Here is a 19507-nt window from a genome sequence, read left to right as displayed (position 1 = left end):
CTAACCAGCAAAGTGTTCATTTTTATCTTAAGTCAAAGCCGATGTCTTTTCTGAAATAGCTGTTTTCGAAAGAGATTTTTTCGATATTTTTATAGGAATTTTCAAGCGCTTCATTCATTGTATGCCCATATGAGGTTACAGCTAAGACACGTCCGCCTGATGTTACGGGTTCGTCATTTTTTAACGTTGTCCCGGCATGAAAAACAATGGAATCCTTTATCTGTTCAATTCCCGATATTGTTTTCCCCTTTTCGTAACTGCCTGGATATCCCCCAGAAACCATCATCACGGTAACAGCGTACCTGTTATCGATTTCCACTGTTTTTGTATCCAGAGTTTCGGTGGCTACACTTACAAAAAGGTCCAGAATGTCTGACTTGACAAGCGGCAATACCACCTCCGTTTCAGGATCACCCATCCGCACATTGTATTCAATCACTTTCGGCTCACCATCTATATTAATCAACCCGAAGAAGATAAAACCCTTGTAGTCGATCTTTTCTGCCTTAATTCCGTTGACAGTGGGAAGAACAATCCGTTGTTCCACCTTTTCCATAAACTTGGCATCAGCGAAAGGAACAGGGGAAACCGCACCCATGCCCCCGGTGTTTAGCCCGGTATCACCCTCCCCAATACGTTTGTAGTCTTTGGCAACAGGCAGGATTTTGTACGACTTTCCGTCGGTCAGCACAAAAACCGAACATTCAATCCCCTTTAAGAACTCTTCGATAACCACTTTGTCGCTTGCAGAACCAAACATCCCGTTGAGCATTTCCCAAAGCAGGCGTTTGGCCTCGTTTAAATCGTCAATGATGAGCACCCCTTTTCCGGCTGCCAACCCATCGGCTTTGAGTACATAAGGAGGCTGCAATGATTCCAGAAAATAATTTCCCTCTTCAATGTTTTCTAGCCTGATCGTTTTGTATCGCGCCGTGGGGATATTGTGTCGGCTCATGAATTCTTTGGCAAAATCCTTGCTCCCTTCCAGCTGGGCCCCCTTTTGGGAAGGACCGATAACGGCAACGTGGCACACGTCCTCGTCATTGCGAAAATAATCGTAAATTCCCTGAACAAGCGGATCCTCCGGCCCAACCACGATCATGTCCACATCGTTTCCCAAAGAAAACGATTTTAACGCCTGAAAGTCTGTCGGAGAGATGGCAACGTTTGTTCCCAACGATGCAGTCCCCGCATTTCCGGGCGCAATAAACAAGTTGTTCAAGTACTTGCTGCTACGCATACGCCAGGCAAAAGCATGTTCACGCCCACCGGAGCCAAGAATTAATACGTTCATAGTCAACTGGAAGAGAAATTTACGCCAATAATCATCTGTTGGACGTACAAAACTACTAAAATTAAATTAAACAATAAACTTCTAAAAGCTTTTCTTGATAACGTTTTGAAAAAAAATTACCTTTGCATGAATTATGGAAAAAAACAAAATTACCCAATTGTTTGGCATAAGATATCCCATCATTCAGGCCGGAATGGTTTGGTGTAGTGGATGGCGATTGGCATCGGCAGTAAGTAATTCAGGGGGATTGGGCTTGATCGGTGCAGGTTCGATGCATCCCGAAACGTTACGCGATCACATAAAGAAATGCAAGATGGCTACCGGTAAACCTTTTGGAGTAAATATCCCGCTGATGTATCCACAAATTGAAGAGATCATGCAAATCGTGATGGATGAGAAAGTAGCCATTGTCTTCACATCGGCAGGAAATCCAAAAACGTGGACCGCAAAACTGAAAGCCGAAGGCATTATCGTCGCGCACGTGGTATCCGGTTCGAAATTTGCATTGAAATGCGTTGAAGCGGGTGTGGATGCTGTTGTTGCAGAAGGTTTTGAAGCTGGAGGGCACAACGGACGAGAAGAAACCACCACGCTAGCGCTTATTCCGCAGGTGCGAAAAGTCACCGGTTTGCCGCTTATTGCTGCCGGAGGAATAGCAACAGGCGAAGGAATGGCCGCTGTTTTTGCGCTTGGGGCCGAGGGTGTACAGGTGGGTACACGTTTTGCGCTTACTGAGGAGAGCTCAGCCAGTGATGCATTCAAGCAGAAGTGTATTTCTCTGAAAGAGGGTGACACCATACTTTCACTGAAGAAAATCAGTCCCACCCGATTGGTGAAAAATGATTTTTATCATCAGGTACAGGAATTGGAAGATAGGGGTGCATCTGCTGACGAACTTCGCTCGTTGCTGGGGCGCGGTCGTTCAAGACGCGGTATATTTGAAGGAGATCTGGTGGAGGGTGAACTGGAAATTGGACAAGTTGCATCGCTGATAGATACTGTTGTTCCTGCGGAGCAGGTGGTCGAAGGGATGATGAAAGAATATTACGAGGCAGTTGAAAAATTGAACAGGATTGTATTTTAATCTTATCCTCCCACAACTGCCGCTGACTTGCCTGCATACAGGAAGGGTTAAACCTGGAGTGATGTTCCGGCTTCGTGTGGAAGGGTTTATAAGTAAAATTATTTATGAGAAAATATTTTATTTTTCTTTTATTATCTGTTTGCACAAGCTTGCTGTTTGCCCAACAAAACAAGTTGTTCACGTTGGACGAACTTATCCCGGGAGGAAAAAACTTTTACAGTTATTATCCGCAAATAGGCGAACAATTTCAATGGCACGACGATGAGTTGATGATGCTCAGGGACGACTCCGTCTTCCGGGTCGACCCGTTGAATCCTAACCACAAAAAATTTGTTTTCCGGTTCGATGAAATCCGGAAAAAAGAAAAAGGCGGGGGAATTGTTTCCCGTGTGAGTTTTGACAGGGAAGGCAGCGATAACCTGGTATTTTCATCGGCTAAGGGCACGGGTGTGTATGACTTGAAAACCAGACAGGTAATCTTGTCTGTTGATTTTCCCGAAAACAGTGCCAACCAGGAACTTTCTCCCGACAATGTTTATCTGGCCTATACAAAAGAGAATAACTTGTATATAACGGACGGAACAGGTAAAGAGACGGCAATCACTTCGGAAGAAAACAAGGGGATTGTTTGTGGTCAGGCGGTTCACCGGGATGAGTTCGGAATTAAAGGAGGAATCTTTTGGTCACCCGGTGGAAACAAACTGGCGTTTTACCGGATGGATGAAACCATGGTTGCCTGTTATCCGGTTGTGGATATCTCTGCCCGGACCGCAACGGAGAAAAGCATTCGGTATCCGATGGCCGGAGAAAGCAGTCACGAAGTGGCGATCGGTGTTTATAACGTAAAGACCGGGCAAACCGTTTACCTGAAAACAGGTGAACCCAGGGACAAGTACCTGACAAACGTGGTTTGGAGTCCCGACGAAAAATTTATATATGTAGCCGAACTTAATCGTGAACAAAATCACTTGAAGATGAACCGGTACGACGCAGGGTCGGGTGATTTTGATAAAACACTTTTTGAAGAAACACATCCGAAGTACGTGGAGCCTGAAAATCCGGTTTTGTTTGTGAGGAACAACCCCGCTCAATTTGTCTGGCAAAGCGAACGGGACGGATTCAACCACCTGTACCTGTACGATACGTCGGGCCGATTACTGAAACAACTCACCCGGGGAGATTGGGAAGTAACGGATGTTATCGGTTTTGACGGAAAAGGACAACACCTGTTTTTTGTCTCAACCCAGCCCAGCCCTTTAGAAAGGCATGCTTACAGCGTAAATTTAAAGAGCGGAAGCATCCACCGACTCACCAATGTTCCGGGCATGCACACCATTGCCGTCAGCAATTCTGGAAGATACCTGGTCAGCCGTTATTCAGCCAGCGATAATCCCGGTAAAGTTGATATTATCGACTTGAAAAACGCCAAAACGGTTACACTAACCTCCGCTCTAAATCCTTTTGCCGGAATCAGTATGCCTCGTGTTGAACTAGGAAGCCTGAAAGCTGCCGACGGTAAAACCGATTTATTTTACCGGATGGTAAAGCCCGCTAACTTCGATGCGGCAAAGAAATACCCTGTGGCCATATATGTTTACGGTGGTCCGCATTCACAATTGGTGCAGAATCGCTGGAGATACGGTTCGGGCGGTTGGGAAACGTATATGGCACAGAAAGGATACCTTGTTTTTGTGTTGGATAACCGGGGTACATCGTTTCGAGGACGAGCCTTCGAGGATGTTACTCACCGTAGGCTTGGTGTGGAGGAGGCCAAAGACCAGATGTGCGGTGTGGAATTCTTGAAATCACTGCCTTACGTGGATGCCGGCCGGCTGGGTGTTCACGGCTGGAGCTATGGCGGATTTATGACAATTAACATGTTACTGCGCTACCCGGAGGTATTTAAGGTGGGCGTTGCCGGTGGTCCTGTGATCGATTGGAAATATTACGAAGTGATGTACGGTGAACGTTACATGGATACGCCTCAGGAGAATCCTGACGGTTACGCGAAGACAAGTTTGCTGAACAAAGCTGGTAGGCTGAAATCGAGGCTGCTTATCATTCACGGTGACGAAGATCCGGTAGTGGTGATGCAGCACAGCTTGCAGTTCTTGAAATCGTCGATTGGTGCAGGCACGCATCCCGACTTTTTCGTCTACCCCGGACACGAGCATAACATGATAGGCCGGGACCGTGTGCATCTGCACGAACACATCACACGCTATTTTGAGGATTTTTGCCGGTAGCGAAGGTAGGTCGGATTACGCACAAAAATCATAAATTGTTCGTACCTTTGTCCGTTAGAATATGCAACATAACTTATTTTCTTCCGATAAATTCTCGTTCTTCAGTTTGGGCAGCGGTAGTTGCGGTAATTGTTATTACCTGGGAAACAGCCACTACGGGATGCTTATCGATGCTGGATTGGGGCCACGTATTATCAAAAAAAGATTGGGTGATCACGGTATCGATTTTTCGTCAATTTACGCCCTTCTGGTGACACACGACCATTACGACCACATAAAATCAGCAGGGTACCTGAGCGAAAAACTTAATATACCGGTCTATGCTACAGAGAAGGTACACCGGGGCATTCGTAACTGTCCCCTTGTTAAAAACACCATCAACGGTGCAACTAAACGAATTATAGAGAAGGGAGAGTCGTTTCAGATAGAAGATTTTAGGATTACCGCTTTCGATGTCCCGCACGACAGCAGCGACAATGCCGGTTATTTTTTTGAGTTCGGTAATCACAAGCTTACACTGGCAACCGACATCGGGGCTATAACCGATGATGTAGCCTATTACGCCGGAAAAGCTAACCACCTGGTTATTGAAAGCAATTACGACGAAGAAATGCTTCTTAACGGAAGGTATCCCTATTTCCTTAAACAGCGAATCAGTAACGGAACGGGACACTTGAGCAACCGGCAGACTGCTGAGTTTTTGGCAAACAACTGTTCACCTCATCTCCGGAATATCTGGCTTTGCCACCTGAGCGGTGATAACAACAGTCCCGATCTGGCATATGAGACGGTGAAGAATGAACTTGTCGGCAAAGGTATAGAGGTGGGAGTGAATATAAATTTAGGCGTTTTCCGCCGGAATGTGTTGTCTTCGAAAATTGAATTTTAAATTCCGCTGTAAATGAAAGTATTGTACGTTTTTGGAGGAATTCCACCTTATGCCAATGCTTTGTTGAATAAGCTGGCTGATAAAGGAGTGGAAGTTGTGGTGGTTGTTCCTCCGAAAAAAAGTACAATGATTGGAAAAGGCGTAAGGGTGATTGGCCGGGAGGTGGCAAATTACAGGGTTATAACGAGTGAAGAAAGAAAATCGCTGCTGGGCAAAACCGGCTTCAGGGAACTTCCTTCCATCATATACAGAGAGAAGCCTGATATTTTTGTCGTAGGCTGGCCTTTTTTCTTGCAGTATTTCACTCAACCTGAATTAAGGAAAGCTTTAAAGGAGACCAAATCCAAATTTGTGATGCGCGAAATCCCTTTTCAGGTTCCACCCTATGGAAAACTCAGCTCCTTCTACAAAGAAAACCCTGTATACGATGAAGATATGAACCTGCTGAATAAAGGGTTGTTTTTCCACATACGGCAGAAACTCGTTGCAGAAATCAGGAAATACTGTTACTCACACGCTGATGGTGCGGTAGTCTATTCGTCTGTAGGGAAAGAGATCTTGCCTACTTATAACCTATCCGAAAAGTCGGTGTTTGTTACCTACAACTCAAACAATTCCGAGGAATTGCTCCGGATCAGACAAGAACTGTCCAAAGAACAACCTCTGTTGCCTCAAAATGATCACAGGATGATTCATATCGGAAGGTTGGTGAAATGGAAAAGGGTGGATTTATTGATGGACGCCTTTTCAAAAGTACTGTCGCATTTCCCCGGTGCGGAGCTGGTGATCGTAGGAGATGGCCCCGAAATGGAAAATCTGAAAAAACAAGCCCGTGACTTGAAGATCGGCAGCCGAGTTATTTTTACCGGAGAGATTTACGATAATTTATTGATAGGAAGATACTTCTTGGCGTCATCGGTTTATGTTTTGGCAGGAATGGGGGGGTTGTCCATCAACGATGCCATGACGTTCTCCCTTCCGGTAATATGTTCGGTATGTGACGGTACCGAGCGGGATCTGGTTTACGAAGGGAGTAACGGATTCTTTTTCCGGGAAAATGATGCCGTAGATCTGTCCGAAAAGATAATTGCGCTGTTTAATGATCCCGGCTTAAGAAAAAAAATGGGAGAACATTCCTTCGAAATCATCAAAAATAAGGTCAACCTGGATACGGTCAGCGATAGGTATGTAAATGCCTACAAAACTATTTTATCGAATTGATTTGTCTTTCTCCCGTCAAAGAAAATGGGTATATATGTGGCGTTAACCGTTTTATTAGGAATTTTACGCTTATTTTTGTAGTTGAATTAATGGATTAGTATATGAAAGCTTGTTTTATTGGATTGGGTTATATAGGTTTGCCGACAGCTGTAATCGCGGCTGATAACGGTATTGAAGTAATCGGTGTAGACATTAATCCCGAAGTAGTGAAAAGTGTGAATTCCGGGAAAGTTCATTTCTCAGAACCCGGATTGGATAAGATATGCAAAAAAGTCACTTCCAACGGAACCCTTAAAGCATATACTGAGCCGCAAACAAGTGATGTTTACGTCATTGTGGTGCCCACCCCGTTTAAAGGAAATCATGAACCCGACGTCTCGTACGTGGAGTCTGCTGTCACCACCGTTCTTCCTTACTTGAAGGAAGGAGATTTGTGTATTATTGAGTCAACATGCCCTGTGGGCACCACGGAAAAGATGGCAGAGTTGATTTATTCCGAAAAGCCTGCGTTAAAAGATAAAATCTATTTGAGTTATTGTCCTGAAAGAGTATTGCCGGGAAATACCGTTTATGAATTAATTCACAACGACCGTGTGATAGGAGGTATCGACGAAGGATCCTCGGAAAAAGCTGCCGGCTTCTACAGCCATTTTGTGAAAGGATCCCTGTACAAGACAAATGCGCGTACTGCCGAAATGTGTAAACTGACAGAGAATGCTTCTCGCGATGTGCAGATTGCTTTTGCTAACGAGCTTTCCATCATATGTGAGAAAGCCCATATCAATGTCTGGGAACTGATCGAGCTAGCCAACAAACATCCCCGTGTAAACATTCTTCAACCCGGAAGTGGGGTGGGAGGACATTGTATTGCCGTGGATCCCTATTTCATCACTTCAGAATTTCCGATTGAGTCTCAACTGATAGGAAAGGCCCGTGAAATAAACAATTACAAAGCTTTTTGGTGTTCAGAGAAAATTCTTTCCACGATGAAGGATTTCAATTTACGTGAAGGCCGGGAACCTGTTGTGGCTTTGATGGGGCTTTCTTTTAAGCCGAACATCGAAGATTTGAGGGAGTCACCTGCCAAATACATTGTCTCGAAAGTAATGCAAGGGCATAACAACGCTGATTTCTTAATCGTTGAGCCCAATATAGAGACGCATAAGGTTTTTAAGCTTACCGATTATGCGGAAGCGTATGACACGGCCGATATAGTTGCGTTTCTGGTAGCTCATAAGGAGTTTAAGAAGTTGATTTTCAGAGATGATAAGGTGATCCTTGATTTCTGTGGGGTTTTTAAAAAATGAGGGTATGCGAAAAAAAATAATGCTTGTTTTTGGAACCCGTCCCGAGGCTATAAAAATGGCTCCGTTGATTAGGGAGTTTCAGAAATATCCCGATAAATTTCATGTTCTTGTTTGTGTAACCGGGCAACACCGGCAAATGTTGGATCAGGTTCTTCGTCTGTTTGAAATAAGACCCGATTATGACTTGAATGTTATGAAAAGCAATCAGGACTTATACGACATAACATCCAGCATATTAACGGGTATGAGGGATGTGCTGAAGCAGTCGCAACCCGATTGGGTGATTGTACATGGCGACACAGCCACTTCCACGGTAACCGCGTTGGCTGCTTTTTACCAGAAAATACCGGTAGCGCATGTCGAAGCAGGGCTGAGAACACACAACATGTACAGCCCTTGGCCGGAAGAAATTAACCGTCAAATCACAAGCCGGATAGCCACATACAATTTTGCACCTACTCCCTTAAGCAAGCAGAACCTGTTGGATGAGGGAATCAAAGAAAACAGTATTTCAGTAACAGGAAATACGGTTATTGATGCGCTGTATTGGGTTACTCAAAAAATAAAAACCGATAAAAACCTTCGGAAAGAGATCGAGGAAACCCTAATCCGGAGTGGGTTGCCCGAAAAAATGGGCGGAAGCCTTACCCCGCAACTTGTATTAATTACCGGCCACAGGAGGGAAAATTTTGGTGAAGGATTTACACATATTTGCCAAGCAATAAAAACGTTATCGGAAAAGTTCCCCGAAACTCATTTCATTTACCCAATGCACCTTAATCCGAATGTGCGCGAAACCATTCGTGAGGTGTTTAGTGATGATAAGCACGAAAACCTCCATTTAATAGAACCCCTGGATTACCTGCCTTTTGTCTACCTCATGGAAAAGAGCAGGTTGATCCTGACCGACAGTGGAGGAATTCAGGAAGAAGCTCCAGGCTTAGGTAAGCCGGTTCTGGTCATGCGGGATACCACGGAGCGTCCCGAAGCACTGGAGGCCGGGACAGTCAGGCTGGTCGGAACGAACTACAGCCTGATTGTGTCAGAAACCTCCCGGCTTTTATCGGACGATAGCTATTATTATTCTATGTCAACCAGAACCAATCCATACGGTGACGGCAAGGCATGTGAACGTATCGTTGAGAAAATGTTGGAAATAGCATGAACGTACTTATAATCAGCACATCCGATATTCACGGCGGGGCAGCCATTGCAGCTTTCCGGTTGATGAATGCTCTCCGTGCCAAGGGGGTAAGGGCGAAGATGCTGGTTCGTGATAAACGTTCTGACAATGAGTATATTATGCAAGCAGGCGGCAAAATTCAAAATAACCTGCATTTTTATGGGGAGCGCGGACAAATATTTTTGCAAAACCGGTTATCGCGGGAGAACCTTTTTGATGTTTCCATCGCCAATACCGGAATTTCCGTTACCCGGCTTCCCGAATTTAAGCGAGCTGACATTATTCATCTACACTGGATCAATCAGGGGATGTTATCGATCAGCGAAATCGGAGAGATCCTTGCCAGCGGTAAAAAGGTGGTGTGGACGATGCACGATATGTGGCCCTTCACCGGAATTTGTCATCATGCTGGACTGTGTGCACGCTTTCATCATTCATGCGGAAATTGTCCATACTTGAAAGCTCCATTGGAGAACGATCTTTCTCACCGGATTTTTCGAAAAAAACAGACGGCATACGATCAGGGAAAAATAGAATTTGTGGCCTGCAGCCAGTGGCTTGGAAGGCTAGCAGAAAAAAGTCCACTTACAACAGGACGCCGGGTAGTTTCTATTCCAAACCCCATCGATACGCAAAGGTACTTTCCCAAAAATAAGGAGGAAGCAAAACAAAAACTGGGCTTACCTGCGAACAAAAGGATTATTTTGTTTGCCGCGGTTAAAGCTTCCGACAAACGAAAAGGGATGGACTACTTGATAGAAGCCGGCAAACGACTTAACAACAAAGAGGTGCTGTTCCTGATTGCCGGGACAAACGGGAACGAAATTGCACAGCAACTGCCGGCCTTGTCCGTGAATACCGGATTTGTTACCCCGGATAGAATGCCGGATCTTTATAATGCTGCCGATGTTTTTGTGACACCTTCACTGCAGGAGAACCTACCGAATACCCTTATGGAGGCTATGTCATGCGGTACACCTTGTGTTGGATTCAATACCGGGGGAATCCCCGAAATGATTGACCACCGAAAAAACGGATATGTGGCCGAATATAAGGACGCTGATGACTTAACCCAAGGTTTGCAGTGGATCCTTTTTGAAGCTGACTTCCGGCAGCTTTCGGAAAATGCCCGAAAAAAAGTATTGTCGGAATACGCAGAGGAAATAATTGTCAACCGCTATTTAACGATTTATGCAGAACAATCCCAATAATATTACCGATCAGTCGCACTGGGAGGCATACTGGTCGGACTATCAATTTGACAAGATTCCTCGCAGCGTGGTTTTCGGAAAATTTATACCGAAACTCAGCGGAGCCAAAAGTTTTATCGAAATCGGCGGTTTTCCCGGTATTTTTGCGGCGTATTTTTACAAGCAGGGTATTCCGGATGTTACCGTACTCGACTTTTACATGAATACTGCTATCGTCCGTAAGTTTGAGGCGGTCAATAATCTTCCGGAGCATACCATCCGGTGTATTGATGGCGATTTTTTCGAAATTTCGTCCGAAAAAAAATACGATGTAGTCTTCTCATCGGGATTTATCGAACACTTTCAGGACACGCGCGACGTCATTGCACGGCACGTGGACTTGCTCTCGGAAAACGGACATTTACTCCTGCTGGTCCCTAATTTTCTCGGGTTGAACGGAAGAATACAACAATGGTTGGATAGGGAAAATCTGGAAGCACATAACCTGAAATCGATGGAGATCCCACGTTTGAAAGGCATTATGCAGGAATTCGATTTAAAGGAGGTTGAAATTGAATACCTGGGGAAGCCTATGCTTTGGCTGGAGCCGAAACCCAAAAATAAGCGTATCCGAAAATGGGTGAAAATGTTGAGTTATGCCGTTAAACTTTTTCCGGTGAAGGGACGGTTCCTTTCGCCGTTTATTGTTGTTTACGCCCGCAAATGAAATCGCTTTCCGTAATAACCGTTACCTACAACGCAGGAAAAACGTTGGAACGGACGCTGAAAAGTGTTCGCGAACAAACGTATCCGTATGTGGAACATATTATTGTGGACGGAAAATCGAAAGACAATACCCTTGCGTTGATCCAGCAGTATGAGAATCCCAAACTGAAATGGAAGAGTGAGCCGGACAACGGGTTGTACGACGCAATGAATAAAGCCGTAACGATGGCTACGGGTGACTATCTTTGCTTTTTAAATGCAGGTGATATGTTTTTTCTGCCGGAGACAGTAGAGAAAATGATGAATTCTTTCGAACCCGCTTCGGCCCCTGACATCTTGTATGGTGAAACGGCTATTGTCGGTGATAACGGGGAATTTTTGTTTATGCGTCGACTAAGTGCACCCGAAACCCTTTCTTGGAAAAGTTTTAAACAAGGAATGCTGGTGTGCCATCAGGCGTTTATGGTCAAGAAATCGATTTTTGAGCCTTACGACCTGAATTATCGTTTTTCTGCCGATGTGGACTGGTGCATCCGCATGATGAGAAAATCCCGCTACATCCGTAATACACACCTGACGCTTATTAATTACCTGAACGAGGGAATAACTACGGCCAACCGGAAGGCCTCGCTCAAGGAGCGGTACCGGATCATGGTGAAGCATTACGGACAGGTGTCAACTTTCCTTCACCATGTTTGGTTTGCAGTGCGAGCCGTAATAAAACCTGGGAAATAACCTCCCCTTTCTCTTAAGTGATGGGGAGAGAAACAGAGATGATGTACAGAAGAAAACTCAACGTTGAGGAACTCAACAGAATAAGTGTTAAAGAATTTCGAGAAGCACCCAAAATTCCCTTGGTGGTGGTGTTGGACAATGTGCGCAGCCGACACAACATCGGTTCGGTTTTTCGCACATGCGATGCTTTCCGGGTGGAGGAGATTATCCTTTGTGGCATTGCTGCCCCACCGCCCGATGCCGAAATTCATAAAACGGCACTGGGTGCTGAAGATTCGGTGAAATGGAGGTATTTCGCGGAACCTATTTCGGCGATTAAAGAATTGAAAACGAACGGGTATACCGTTTTTTCCATAGAGCAGACCCGGAACAGCCTTTCGTTGGAAACCCTGACGTTGGACCGGCGGGGAAGATATGCCGTCATCCTTGGACATGAAGTACACGGTGTGCAACAGGAAGTTGTTGATGCTTCGGACAACTGCATCGAAATTCCGCAGTACGGTACCAAGCACTCACTGAATGTTTCGGTTACGGCGGGAATAGTGATTTGGGATTTTTTCAAACAACTGTCTGAATGACTGTTTACTACGATAATTGGTGCAAAAACTGCACCCGGTTCATGAACCTGATCCGTCAGTTAGATTGGTTTAATCTTATCTCATGCAGAGAGTTACGTAATGAAGAGCATACGAAAATTGCACCCGGGTTGAATCTGACTTTGGCGGAAGAGCAATTGGCATCTGTTCACAAAGGGATATGGAAGTACGGATACGATTCGCTGTATCGGACTATTCTCCGGCTTCCGCTGTTCTGGTTGCTTGTTCCGGCTTTCTGGGTATTGAAAATCACCCGGTTGGGCTCTTGTTTGTATAAACAATTGGCTGTAAACAGGCATATAGTTCCGTTGCACTGCCGGCAAAAAGACTGCGAGAGGATTTAACGTTCGTGAGCTGTCCCGCGGCGTTCAGCCTTTACCATTTTGTAAAGCTGGTCGTTTGGGCGGATTTTCTCGGGCGTTTTTATCGAGAAGTGATCGCCTTTAACTGCTTCGGAAACTTGCCTCAAATGGACTCGGATATCTTCTGCCGTCACAAAAACCGCGCCGGTGGTCGGCCCGGTGATCAATAACTCATCGCCTTCCTTAACCGGTTGGGCTTCTACCAAAAATTCCGTAACGCCGATGTTCCCAAAATGCTTAATGGCTTTGCCCACATAAACTTTTCTTTTTGTTGCCCCTGAACCGTACCGGTGCGTCCATTCACCCAACCGTTGGCCGAGGTAATACCCGTCCCAGAATCCGCGATTAAAGACGGTGGCCAGCTTTTCGTTCCATGTATCGATTTTTTCCTGCGAGAACGTATCGTTGCAGTAGGCCTGGGCCGCTTCTTTGTAGCACGAGGTTACTGTCCGGACGTATTCCGGGCCGCGGGCACGGCCTTCAATCTTAAAGACCCGGACACCCGCATCCATCATCTTGTTCATAAAATGAATGGTTTTTAAATCTTTGGGAGACATGATGTACTCGTTGTCAATTTCCAGCTCAATTTCGCTGTCCTTGTCCTTTACGATATATCCGCGGCGGCAAATCTGGTTGCATGCTCCCCGGTTTGCCGACAGATTTTTTTCGTGTAAGCTTAGATAGCATTTGCCTGAAACAGCCATACATAAAGCACCGTGCGCGAACATTTCTATGCGTATCAGTTCACCCGACGGGCCCTTTATCTGCTGTTCGACGATGTCTTTGTGAATGGAAGCTACCTGATCGAGGTTGAGTTCGCGAGCCAACACCACCACATCGGCAAACTGGGCGTAAAACCGTAACGATTCGGTGTTGGTGATATTCAGTTGGGTGGACAAGTGTACTTCCACTCCAATGCTTCGGGCATACATCAACACCGCCACGTCTGCTGCGATGATTGCTGATAAATTGGCTTCCCTGGCTGCATTCACCACTTTTCGCATCAGCTCCATGTCGTTGTCGTAAATGATAGTATTGACGGTCAGGTAACTTTTTATTTTATTTTCCCTGCAGATCTCCGCAATTTTGTGCAGGTCTTCCACGGTGAAATTGTTGGACGACTTGGCACGCATGTTCAGCCCCTCGATACCAAAATAGATAGAATCAGCACCTCCCTGAATGGCAGCTGTCAGTGATTCGTAGGAACCTGCCGGTGACATGATTTCGTAATCGTGAATTTTTTTCATCTCTGTGATTTTTTGAGATACAAAAATACGACTTTTTACGCAATAGGCATAGAACTATTTGAATAAGGAAACGTTTAACAGATAACAAAACCCTAAAATGGCTATTATGAAAAAGTTTTATTCCCTTCTTTTCTTACCTACACTTTTGGTTTTACTTACAAACTGTTCGCAAGGGAAATCGACATCATCTGACAATCCTTATCGGTTGGATTCAATAGAGATGACTGGAATCCTGAAAAAATATCCTCATCCACAAGGTTATCAAAAATATGTCATTTCCGTGCCCGGGAAGCCTGATGAATCTCAATTTATCGTTGAGATAATCCCGGGCAAGACGATGCAAATGGATGAATGCAACGATTATAGCTTACAGGGTGAGTTTGTAGAAGATTCTTTTGCCGATGAAGATGTGTTACGCTACATTTACCGGTCGGAAGGGGAAGTGGTGCAGACGTTGCTGGGATGTGCAACAGACAGCCTGCACACCGAGTTTGCTCGTGGGATGCCGGTTTTGGTCGATTATAACAGTTTAAGACCCACGGTTGTTTATCTCCCAAAAGATATTGAATTGAAGCATACCGTGTGGAAAGTTGCCGAAATGATTCAGGTTGAGCACGATCCCGAAAATAAGCTCTTTGAAAAACGTCCTTTCGACCTGACTAAAGACAAATACGACGGTTATATATTACAATTGCCAGCAGGCTCTGAAAATTCAAAAATAGAACTTGTTGTAGGTATCACGAAAAAAGTGGATTGCAATAGGCATCGTCTTATCGACGTAACTTTCGGAGATGCCGGAGACATGAATTTTTCTCCCCACATGTTTATGATTTTTGATTCGGACGGTGAAATTGCGTCTACGCGGATGGGTTGCCCAGACAGGGAACTGACCGGGAAATTTATCTACGGGGAAACAAGAAGGGTACCGTATACAACAGATCCCATGATTATTTTTATTCCTAAAGGATTTGAACTTCGCTATCGGATTTGGGAAAGTGTTGTCTAGAAAGTAGCCTTTTTTCGTGAATGTATTATTCCAGAAGTTGTTTTGTCCGGTTAAACGACGGTCACTGTCTCTGTTTTCTTTATCCGAATAGTGTGCGAATTTCAGTCTTTTATCTTTTTTATTAGCCTTAGAGCTTTGTTTTTAGCGTATTTTATTGTATCTTTGCCGTCCGAAAAATAATTTTTCGGTTTAAATCATTAATAATTAATTCATTTTAGTATGAACAATTACGAAACCGTTTTCATTTTGACTCCCGTTTTGTCTGATGTACAGATGAAGGAAGCGGTTGAAAAATTCAAGAACCTCCTCACGGACCAAGGGGCTGAAATTGTAAACGAAGAAAACTGGGGATTACGTAAGCTGGCTTACCCCATCGATAAAAAAACAACCGGCTTTTATACGTTTCTGGAATTCAAAGCTGACCCGTCAGTGGTTGCCAGATTAGAAGTAAACTTCCGTCGCGATGAGCGTGTAATTCGTTTCTTAACCATCAAGCAGGATCATTTTGCATTTGAATACGCCGAGAAAAGACGAAACAACAAAGGCGGTAAGAAGCAGGAAGCACGTACTCAGGATACCGCTAAGGTGGAAAAAAAAGTTGAATTAGAGGAAAAGGAGGATTAAAAGATGGCTAAACAATCAGAAATCAGATATTTGACTCCCGTATCGGTGGATGTTAAGAAGAAAAAGTATTGTCGTTTCAAAAAGAATGGAATCAAGTACATCGATTACAAGGATCCCGAATTTTTGAAAAAGTTCCTGAATGAGCAGGGGAAAATTCTTCCACGCAGAATAACAGGTACATCGCTTAAATTTCAACGTCGTATCGCGCAAGCAGTTAAGAGAGCACGTCACATAGCATTGCTTCCGTACGTAACCGATTTAATGAAATAAAAAGAAGGAGGAAAAGTTATGGAAGTAATTTTAAAGGAAGATGTAGTTAATTTAGGCTACAAAGACGATATAGTAAACGTAAAGAAAGGATATGCCCGCAACTATCTTATCCCACAGGGAAAAGCTATTATTGCTACCGAATCATCGAAAAAAGTGTTGGCTGAAAACCTGAAACAACGAGCTCATAAGTTGGAACAAATTAAAGCAACCGCCTTGGCTCTGGCCGAAAAAATGGAAGGAGTATCCCTTACCATCGGTGCAAAAACCAGTTCCACCGGAACGATCTTTGGGTCGGTTACCAACATTCAGATTGCCGATGCCTTAAAGGAAAAGGGTTTTGATGTGGAAAGAAAAACCATTGTTATAAAAGATTCTGTAAAAGAAGTAGGGAACTACGTGGCTGTCGCCAAGTTGCACAAAGAAGTGTCTGTGGAAATTCCATTTGAAGTAGTGGCAGAATAATATACAAGGAATAATATTTTTTAAAAGCTGATAAAATTTGTATTTATCAGCTTTTTTTTATTACATTTGCAACGATGCGGATATCTGTTGTTTACCGCCAAGAGACACGGAAAATAATGAATTTATTGGTAAAATACGTTCATGTTTCCCGCCAGCAGTTAACTCAGCTAACTGTTAGGGCGGTGGTTTTTTTATTTTTGACAGTTGTTTCGTGTACAAGAACGGGAAACACCACAATTGAGAGCACTGCATTTAAAGACAGTCTGGAGAAAAAAGTATATTCACGCAACTTTCCTGCCGACTCAGTATTACTCCTGCTGAACAGTTTTACGGCATCCAAAAACTACGCCGGTATTTATATCACTAGTTGTGAGCTTGGTAACAGGTATCGGGCACAATCCGACTTTTCCAATGCGATCGACTATCATCAGCAATCGTTAAATGCTGCCCTCCTCTTGAAGGATACAATTTATATTGCACAAGCTTACAACAATATTGGAACCAACCTGAGAAGGATCGGCGTCCTTCCCGAAGCGTCTGACTACCACTATCAGGCCCTTCAGATTACAGAGAGCTTTCAAGATGTCAACGATAAGGCGAACCAGAAAAACAGGGTTATGGCCCTGAATGGTATTGGTAACATCGCGCTTTCAATAAACGATTTTAACGAAGCCGAAAATAAATTCAGGGAAGCACTCAAGGGAGAAGTCACCATCGGAAGTAATCTCGGTCAGGCTATAAACTATGCCAATTTAGGAGCTATTTACCAAATGAGGAAGCAGTATGATTCGGCGTTCTATTATTACGATCTTTCTATGATTAAAAACCAATTGATTGGATCAAAATTGGGGATCGGGCTTTGTCATACGCATTTTGGCGAAATTTTTGAAGATCAAAATGAATATCAAAAAGCAGAAGATGAGTATCGGAAAGCTTATGCTGTAATGGACGGAATGGACGATAAGTGGCATTGGCTTGTCTCTTGCCTGGCCGTTTCCAGGATCAATCTTAAGTTGGACAATTTTGATGAAGCACTCAGGTATCTCGAGAAAGCTAAAGAGACTGCAGAGGAGATCAGATCTCCCGAACATTTGTCGGAAGTCTATGCTTTGTACGAGATGTACTATAGTCGGATCGGAAAATACAGAGATGCGCTAGAAAACAATAAGTTAAGCGTAATGTACCAGGACAGTATCCTTAGCATACAGAAGAATAATCAGGTAACGGATATACGCATCAATTATGAACGCGAAAAAAACTTGAAGTTTATTGATCAGTTGAACAGGGAAAAGGAGATGCAAGTGCGTGAGACCAGAATTATACTTACGGCATCTGCTGCAGCGTTATTGTTATTGATATCCTTGTCTGTGACATTGTGGTACGCTTTTTTACAACGTACCAAGAAAAATAAAACGTTGCGTGAAATAGATAGGGTTAAGTCGAATTTCTTCACCAATATCACCCATGAATTCCGGACGCCATTAACGATAATCCTTGGACACAGCAGGCAGCTGCAAAACAAAAAAGTCCCGCTTGAAGAAGAAAAGTATTACCTTTCTGCTATCGAGAAACAAGGTGAACAGATGCTGCGTCTGGTAAATCAGCTGCTCGATATAACTAAAATAAGTTCCGGACTGGATAAACCGGTATGGAAAAACGGTAACATTGTAACTTTTATAGGGATATTGATTGACCGGTATCGTTTATTTGCGAACGACAAGAACATATTTATCTCTTTCTATCCCCAAAGTCCACTTATTGAGATGGATTTTGTGCCTAACTATATAACCGACATTTTTCAGAATTTACTTTCCAATGCTATTAAATATACCTCAAATCACGGATTGGTTAGTGTTTTAATTACGGCCGATGAGAAGGATGTGAAATTAAAAGTGACTGATAATGGTGTGGGTATAAGCGAAGATGATTTCGAAAGAATATTCGATCTTTTTTATCAGGTGCCTAATTCGGGAGATAAGCAGAGCAGTGGGATTGGACTGGCTTTTACCAAACAGCTGGTAGAGCATATGAATGGAACCATAGAGGTGAAGAGCCAGCTTAACAAAGGCTCGGAGTTTACCGTTACACTTCCGTTAAGAACAAACGAGAAAGTGAATATCGAGAAATGGGAACCCGGCAGTGATTCACCTTATAACACGAATTTTTCTGTAGATTGGAAAGATGAATCAAAAGCATGCCAATCAGTATTTGAGGAAGAGGTGCCTCACGTGGATGGCAAACCCTCCATTTTACTGGTAGAAGACAACCCGGATGTCCTCTTTTATGTTCAATCACTTTTAAAAGACGAGTATAACGTCATTGCAGCCGTTGACGGTGTAGACGGTATGGAAAAAGCCCTCAGGCTGATACCCGATATCATCATAACTGATGCGATGATGCCTCGTAAAGATGGATTGACCTTATGTAAAGAAGTGAAATCTTCAACAATTTTAAATCATATTCCGGTTATTGTGATCACGGCAAAGACTACTTCCGAAGATATGCTGACCGGACTTAAGTGCGGTGCAGATGTGTATATCAGAAAACCTTTTCAGCCCGAGGAGCTCTTGATCAGAATTTCAAACCTGCTGGAATTTATTAAGGTCATGAAAGTAAAGTATATGAAGGCAGTATTGGAGGAAGGTTCAAAAGAACCTATGGATGCCAATATGATTTTTCTTCATAATGTTACTAATTTAATTTTCAAAAAAATATCCAATCCCAATCTGGGTCCACAACAAATAGCTGACTCATTGAATATTAGTCCTTCGCAGCTTAACCGAAAAGTGAACGCTATCTCGGGATTTTCCTCTTCCGCTTATATTCTACATGTGAAAATTGATTACTCCAAAAAGTTACTGATTAAGCGCGACAAGAACATTGGTGAAGTGGCAGAAGCATGTGGTTTCCTTGATGTGGCTTATTTCTCCCGGATATTCAAAAAAATTACCGGAGTTACCCCAACGGCTTACCGAAACCTGCCTCAATAACTTTTTACTTTTCTTACGTGGTTAACTGTCTGTTAAATAGATTATTAATATTTTTGTCACGTCGATGTAGTACAA

Annotated in this window: 18 protein-coding genes; 16 read left to right on the top strand and 2 right to left on the bottom strand. The window is 43.8% G+C overall.

The features are described from left to right. Positions 1–22: 22 nt before the first annotated feature. Entirely contained in the window at positions 23–1294 is a 1272-nt protein-coding gene (gene purD / locus KCV26_03090) for a phosphoribosylamine--glycine ligase (protein WZX37392.1), read from the bottom strand. A 133-nt stretch (positions 1295–1427) separates the two neighbouring features. Here purD and KCV26_03085 point away from each other — a divergent pair, with 133 nt between their 5' ends. From KCV26_03085 to KCV26_03035, 11 genes are all read left to right on the top strand, one after another. Further along, positions 1428–2378 carry a nitronate monooxygenase gene (locus KCV26_03085; GenBank protein ID WZX37391.1) on the top strand — a complete coding sequence of 317 codons (951 nt, stop codon included), beginning with the start codon at positions 1428–1430 and terminating at the stop codon, positions 2376–2378. A 104-nt stretch (positions 2379–2482) separates the two neighbouring features. Further along, positions 2483–4624, top strand: a complete 2142-nt coding sequence (locus tag KCV26_03080; GenBank protein ID WZX37390.1) for a S9 family peptidase — start codon at positions 2483–2485, stop codon at positions 4622–4624. Positions 4625–4685: 61 nt separating this feature from the next. Continuing rightward, complete coding sequence (locus tag KCV26_03075; GenBank protein ID WZX37389.1) at positions 4686–5513, top strand: MBL fold metallo-hydrolase; 828 nt, start codon at positions 4686–4688, stop codon at positions 5511–5513. 12 nt (positions 5514–5525) lie between these two features. After that, on the top strand, positions 5526–6734 hold the full coding sequence (locus tag KCV26_03070; GenBank protein WZX37388.1) for a glycosyltransferase family 4 protein: 1209 nt from the start codon (positions 5526–5528) through the stop codon (positions 6732–6734). Positions 6735–6835: 101 nt separating this feature from the next. Further along, entirely contained in the window at positions 6836–8041 is a 1206-nt protein-coding gene (gene wecC / locus KCV26_03065) for a UDP-N-acetyl-D-mannosamine dehydrogenase (GenBank protein ID WZX37387.1), read from the top strand. A gap of 19 nt (positions 8042–8060) precedes the next feature. Beyond that, positions 8061–9206 carry a UDP-N-acetylglucosamine 2-epimerase (non-hydrolyzing) gene (gene wecB / locus KCV26_03060; GenBank protein WZX38305.1) on the top strand — a complete coding sequence of 382 codons (1146 nt, stop codon included), beginning with the start codon at positions 8061–8063 and terminating at the stop codon, positions 9204–9206. After that, the gene (locus KCV26_03055) at positions 9203–10435 is read left to right on the top strand and encodes a glycosyltransferase family 4 protein (GenBank protein ID WZX37386.1); all 1233 of its coding nucleotides are present in this window, start codon (positions 9203–9205) and stop codon (positions 10433–10435) included. Before wecB ends, KCV26_03055 begins: the two co-directional genes overlap by 4 nt. Further along, a complete protein-coding gene (locus tag KCV26_03050; GenBank protein ID WZX37385.1) occupies positions 10416–11141 on the top strand; it encodes a methyltransferase domain-containing protein in 726 nt (241 codons plus the stop codon). Before KCV26_03055 ends, KCV26_03050 begins: the two co-directional genes overlap by 20 nt. Beyond that, positions 11138–11875: a glycosyltransferase gene (locus KCV26_03045; protein ID WZX37384.1), complete on the top strand. Its 738-nt coding sequence runs from the start codon at positions 11138–11140 to the stop codon at positions 11873–11875. The genes KCV26_03050 and KCV26_03045 overlap by 4 nt, the downstream gene beginning before the upstream one ends. 41 nt (positions 11876–11916) lie before the next feature. Further along, positions 11917–12453 (top strand): RNA methyltransferase, encoded by a 537-nt coding sequence (locus KCV26_03040; GenBank protein ID WZX38304.1) that lies wholly within the window; start codon positions 11917–11919, stop codon positions 12451–12453. Beyond that, positions 12450–12815 carry a DUF393 domain-containing protein gene (locus KCV26_03035; GenBank protein WZX37383.1) on the top strand — a complete coding sequence of 122 codons (366 nt, stop codon included), beginning with the start codon at positions 12450–12452 and terminating at the stop codon, positions 12813–12815. The genes KCV26_03040 and KCV26_03035 overlap by 4 nt, the downstream gene beginning before the upstream one ends. Here KCV26_03035 and KCV26_03030 read toward each other — a convergent pair. Then, positions 12812–14080 carry a U32 family peptidase gene (locus KCV26_03030; GenBank protein ID WZX37382.1) on the bottom strand — a complete coding sequence of 423 codons (1269 nt, stop codon included), beginning with the start codon at positions 14078–14080 and terminating at the stop codon, positions 12812–12814. The two genes, KCV26_03035 and KCV26_03030, sit on opposite strands and share 4 nt — an antisense overlap. Before the next feature lie 106 nt (positions 14081–14186). Here KCV26_03030 and KCV26_03025 point away from each other — a divergent pair, with 106 nt between their 5' ends. The 5 genes from KCV26_03025 (at position 14187) to KCV26_03005 (ending at position 19432) form a co-directional block, all read left to right on the top strand. After that, positions 14187–15086 (top strand): hypothetical protein, encoded by a 900-nt coding sequence (locus KCV26_03025; GenBank protein ID WZX37381.1) that lies wholly within the window; start codon positions 14187–14189, stop codon positions 15084–15086. 219 nt (positions 15087–15305) lie between these two features. Continuing rightward, positions 15306–15710 carry a 30S ribosomal protein S6 gene (locus KCV26_03020; protein ID WZX37380.1) on the top strand — a complete coding sequence of 135 codons (405 nt, stop codon included), beginning with the start codon at positions 15306–15308 and terminating at the stop codon, positions 15708–15710. A 3-nt stretch (positions 15711–15713) separates the two neighbouring features. After that, positions 15714–15980 carry a 30S ribosomal protein S18 gene (locus KCV26_03015; GenBank protein WZX37379.1) on the top strand — a complete coding sequence of 89 codons (267 nt, stop codon included), beginning with the start codon at positions 15714–15716 and terminating at the stop codon, positions 15978–15980. 18 nt (positions 15981–15998) lie between these two features. Continuing rightward, on the top strand, positions 15999–16442 hold the full coding sequence (rplI, locus tag KCV26_03010; protein WZX37378.1) for a 50S ribosomal protein L9: 444 nt from the start codon (positions 15999–16001) through the stop codon (positions 16440–16442). 116 nt (positions 16443–16558) lie between these two features. Continuing rightward, positions 16559–19432, top strand: a complete 2874-nt coding sequence (locus KCV26_03005) for a tetratricopeptide repeat protein (protein WZX37377.1) — start codon at positions 16559–16561, stop codon at positions 19430–19432. The last annotated feature ends 75 nt before the right edge of the window (positions 19433–19507 follow it).

Source organism: Petrimonas sulfuriphila (assembly GCA_038561985.1).
GTDB classification, from domain to species: Bacteria; Bacteroidota; Bacteroidia; order Bacteroidales; family Dysgonomonadaceae; genus Petrimonas; species Petrimonas sulfuriphila.
Note: the sequence above shows the minus strand (reverse complement) of the source record. Positions and strands in the feature narration are given on the sequence as shown.

Excerpts from the sequence above, each read along its gene's own strand:
- KCV26_03020 (WZX37380.1), top strand. The coding sequence starts at position 15,306 with ATGAACAATTACGAAACCGTTTTCATTTTGACTCCCGTTTTGTCTGAT.
- wecB (WZX38305.1), top strand. The coding sequence starts at position 8,061 with ATGCTTGTTTTTGGAACCCGTCCCGAGGCTATAAAAATGGCTCCGTTG.
- KCV26_03055 (WZX37386.1), top strand. The coding sequence starts at position 9,203 with ATGAACGTACTTATAATCAGCACATCCGATATTCACGGCGGGGCAGCC.
- KCV26_03080 (WZX37390.1), top strand. The coding sequence starts at position 2,483 with ATGAGAAAATATTTTATTTTTCTTTTATTATCTGTTTGCACAAGCTTG.
- KCV26_03085 (WZX37391.1), top strand. The coding sequence starts at position 1,428 with ATGGAAAAAAACAAAATTACCCAATTGTTTGGCATAAGATATCCCATC.
- KCV26_03005 (WZX37377.1), top strand. The coding sequence starts at position 16,559 with ATGAATTTATTGGTAAAATACGTTCATGTTTCCCGCCAGCAGTTAACT.
- KCV26_03050 (WZX37385.1), top strand. The coding sequence starts at position 10,416 with ATGCAGAACAATCCCAATAATATTACCGATCAGTCGCACTGGGAGGCA.
- purD (WZX37392.1), bottom strand. The coding sequence starts at position 1,294 with ATGAACGTATTAATTCTTGGCTCCGGTGGGCGTGAACATGCTTTTGCC.
- KCV26_03070 (WZX37388.1), top strand. The coding sequence starts at position 5,526 with ATGAAAGTATTGTACGTTTTTGGAGGAATTCCACCTTATGCCAATGCT.
- wecC (WZX37387.1), top strand. The coding sequence starts at position 6,836 with ATGAAAGCTTGTTTTATTGGATTGGGTTATATAGGTTTGCCGACAGCT.
- KCV26_03040 (WZX38304.1), top strand. The coding sequence starts at position 11,917 with ATGTACAGAAGAAAACTCAACGTTGAGGAACTCAACAGAATAAGTGTT.
- rplI (WZX37378.1), top strand. The coding sequence starts at position 15,999 with ATGGAAGTAATTTTAAAGGAAGATGTAGTTAATTTAGGCTACAAAGAC.
- KCV26_03025 (WZX37381.1), top strand. The coding sequence starts at position 14,187 with ATGAAAAAGTTTTATTCCCTTCTTTTCTTACCTACACTTTTGGTTTTA.
- KCV26_03045 (WZX37384.1), top strand. The coding sequence starts at position 11,138 with ATGAAATCGCTTTCCGTAATAACCGTTACCTACAACGCAGGAAAAACG.
- KCV26_03015 (WZX37379.1), top strand. The coding sequence starts at position 15,714 with ATGGCTAAACAATCAGAAATCAGATATTTGACTCCCGTATCGGTGGAT.
- KCV26_03035 (WZX37383.1), top strand. The coding sequence starts at position 12,450 with ATGACTGTTTACTACGATAATTGGTGCAAAAACTGCACCCGGTTCATG.
- KCV26_03075 (WZX37389.1), top strand. The coding sequence starts at position 4,686 with ATGCAACATAACTTATTTTCTTCCGATAAATTCTCGTTCTTCAGTTTG.
- KCV26_03030 (WZX37382.1), bottom strand. The coding sequence starts at position 14,080 with ATGAAAAAAATTCACGATTACGAAATCATGTCACCGGCAGGTTCCTAC.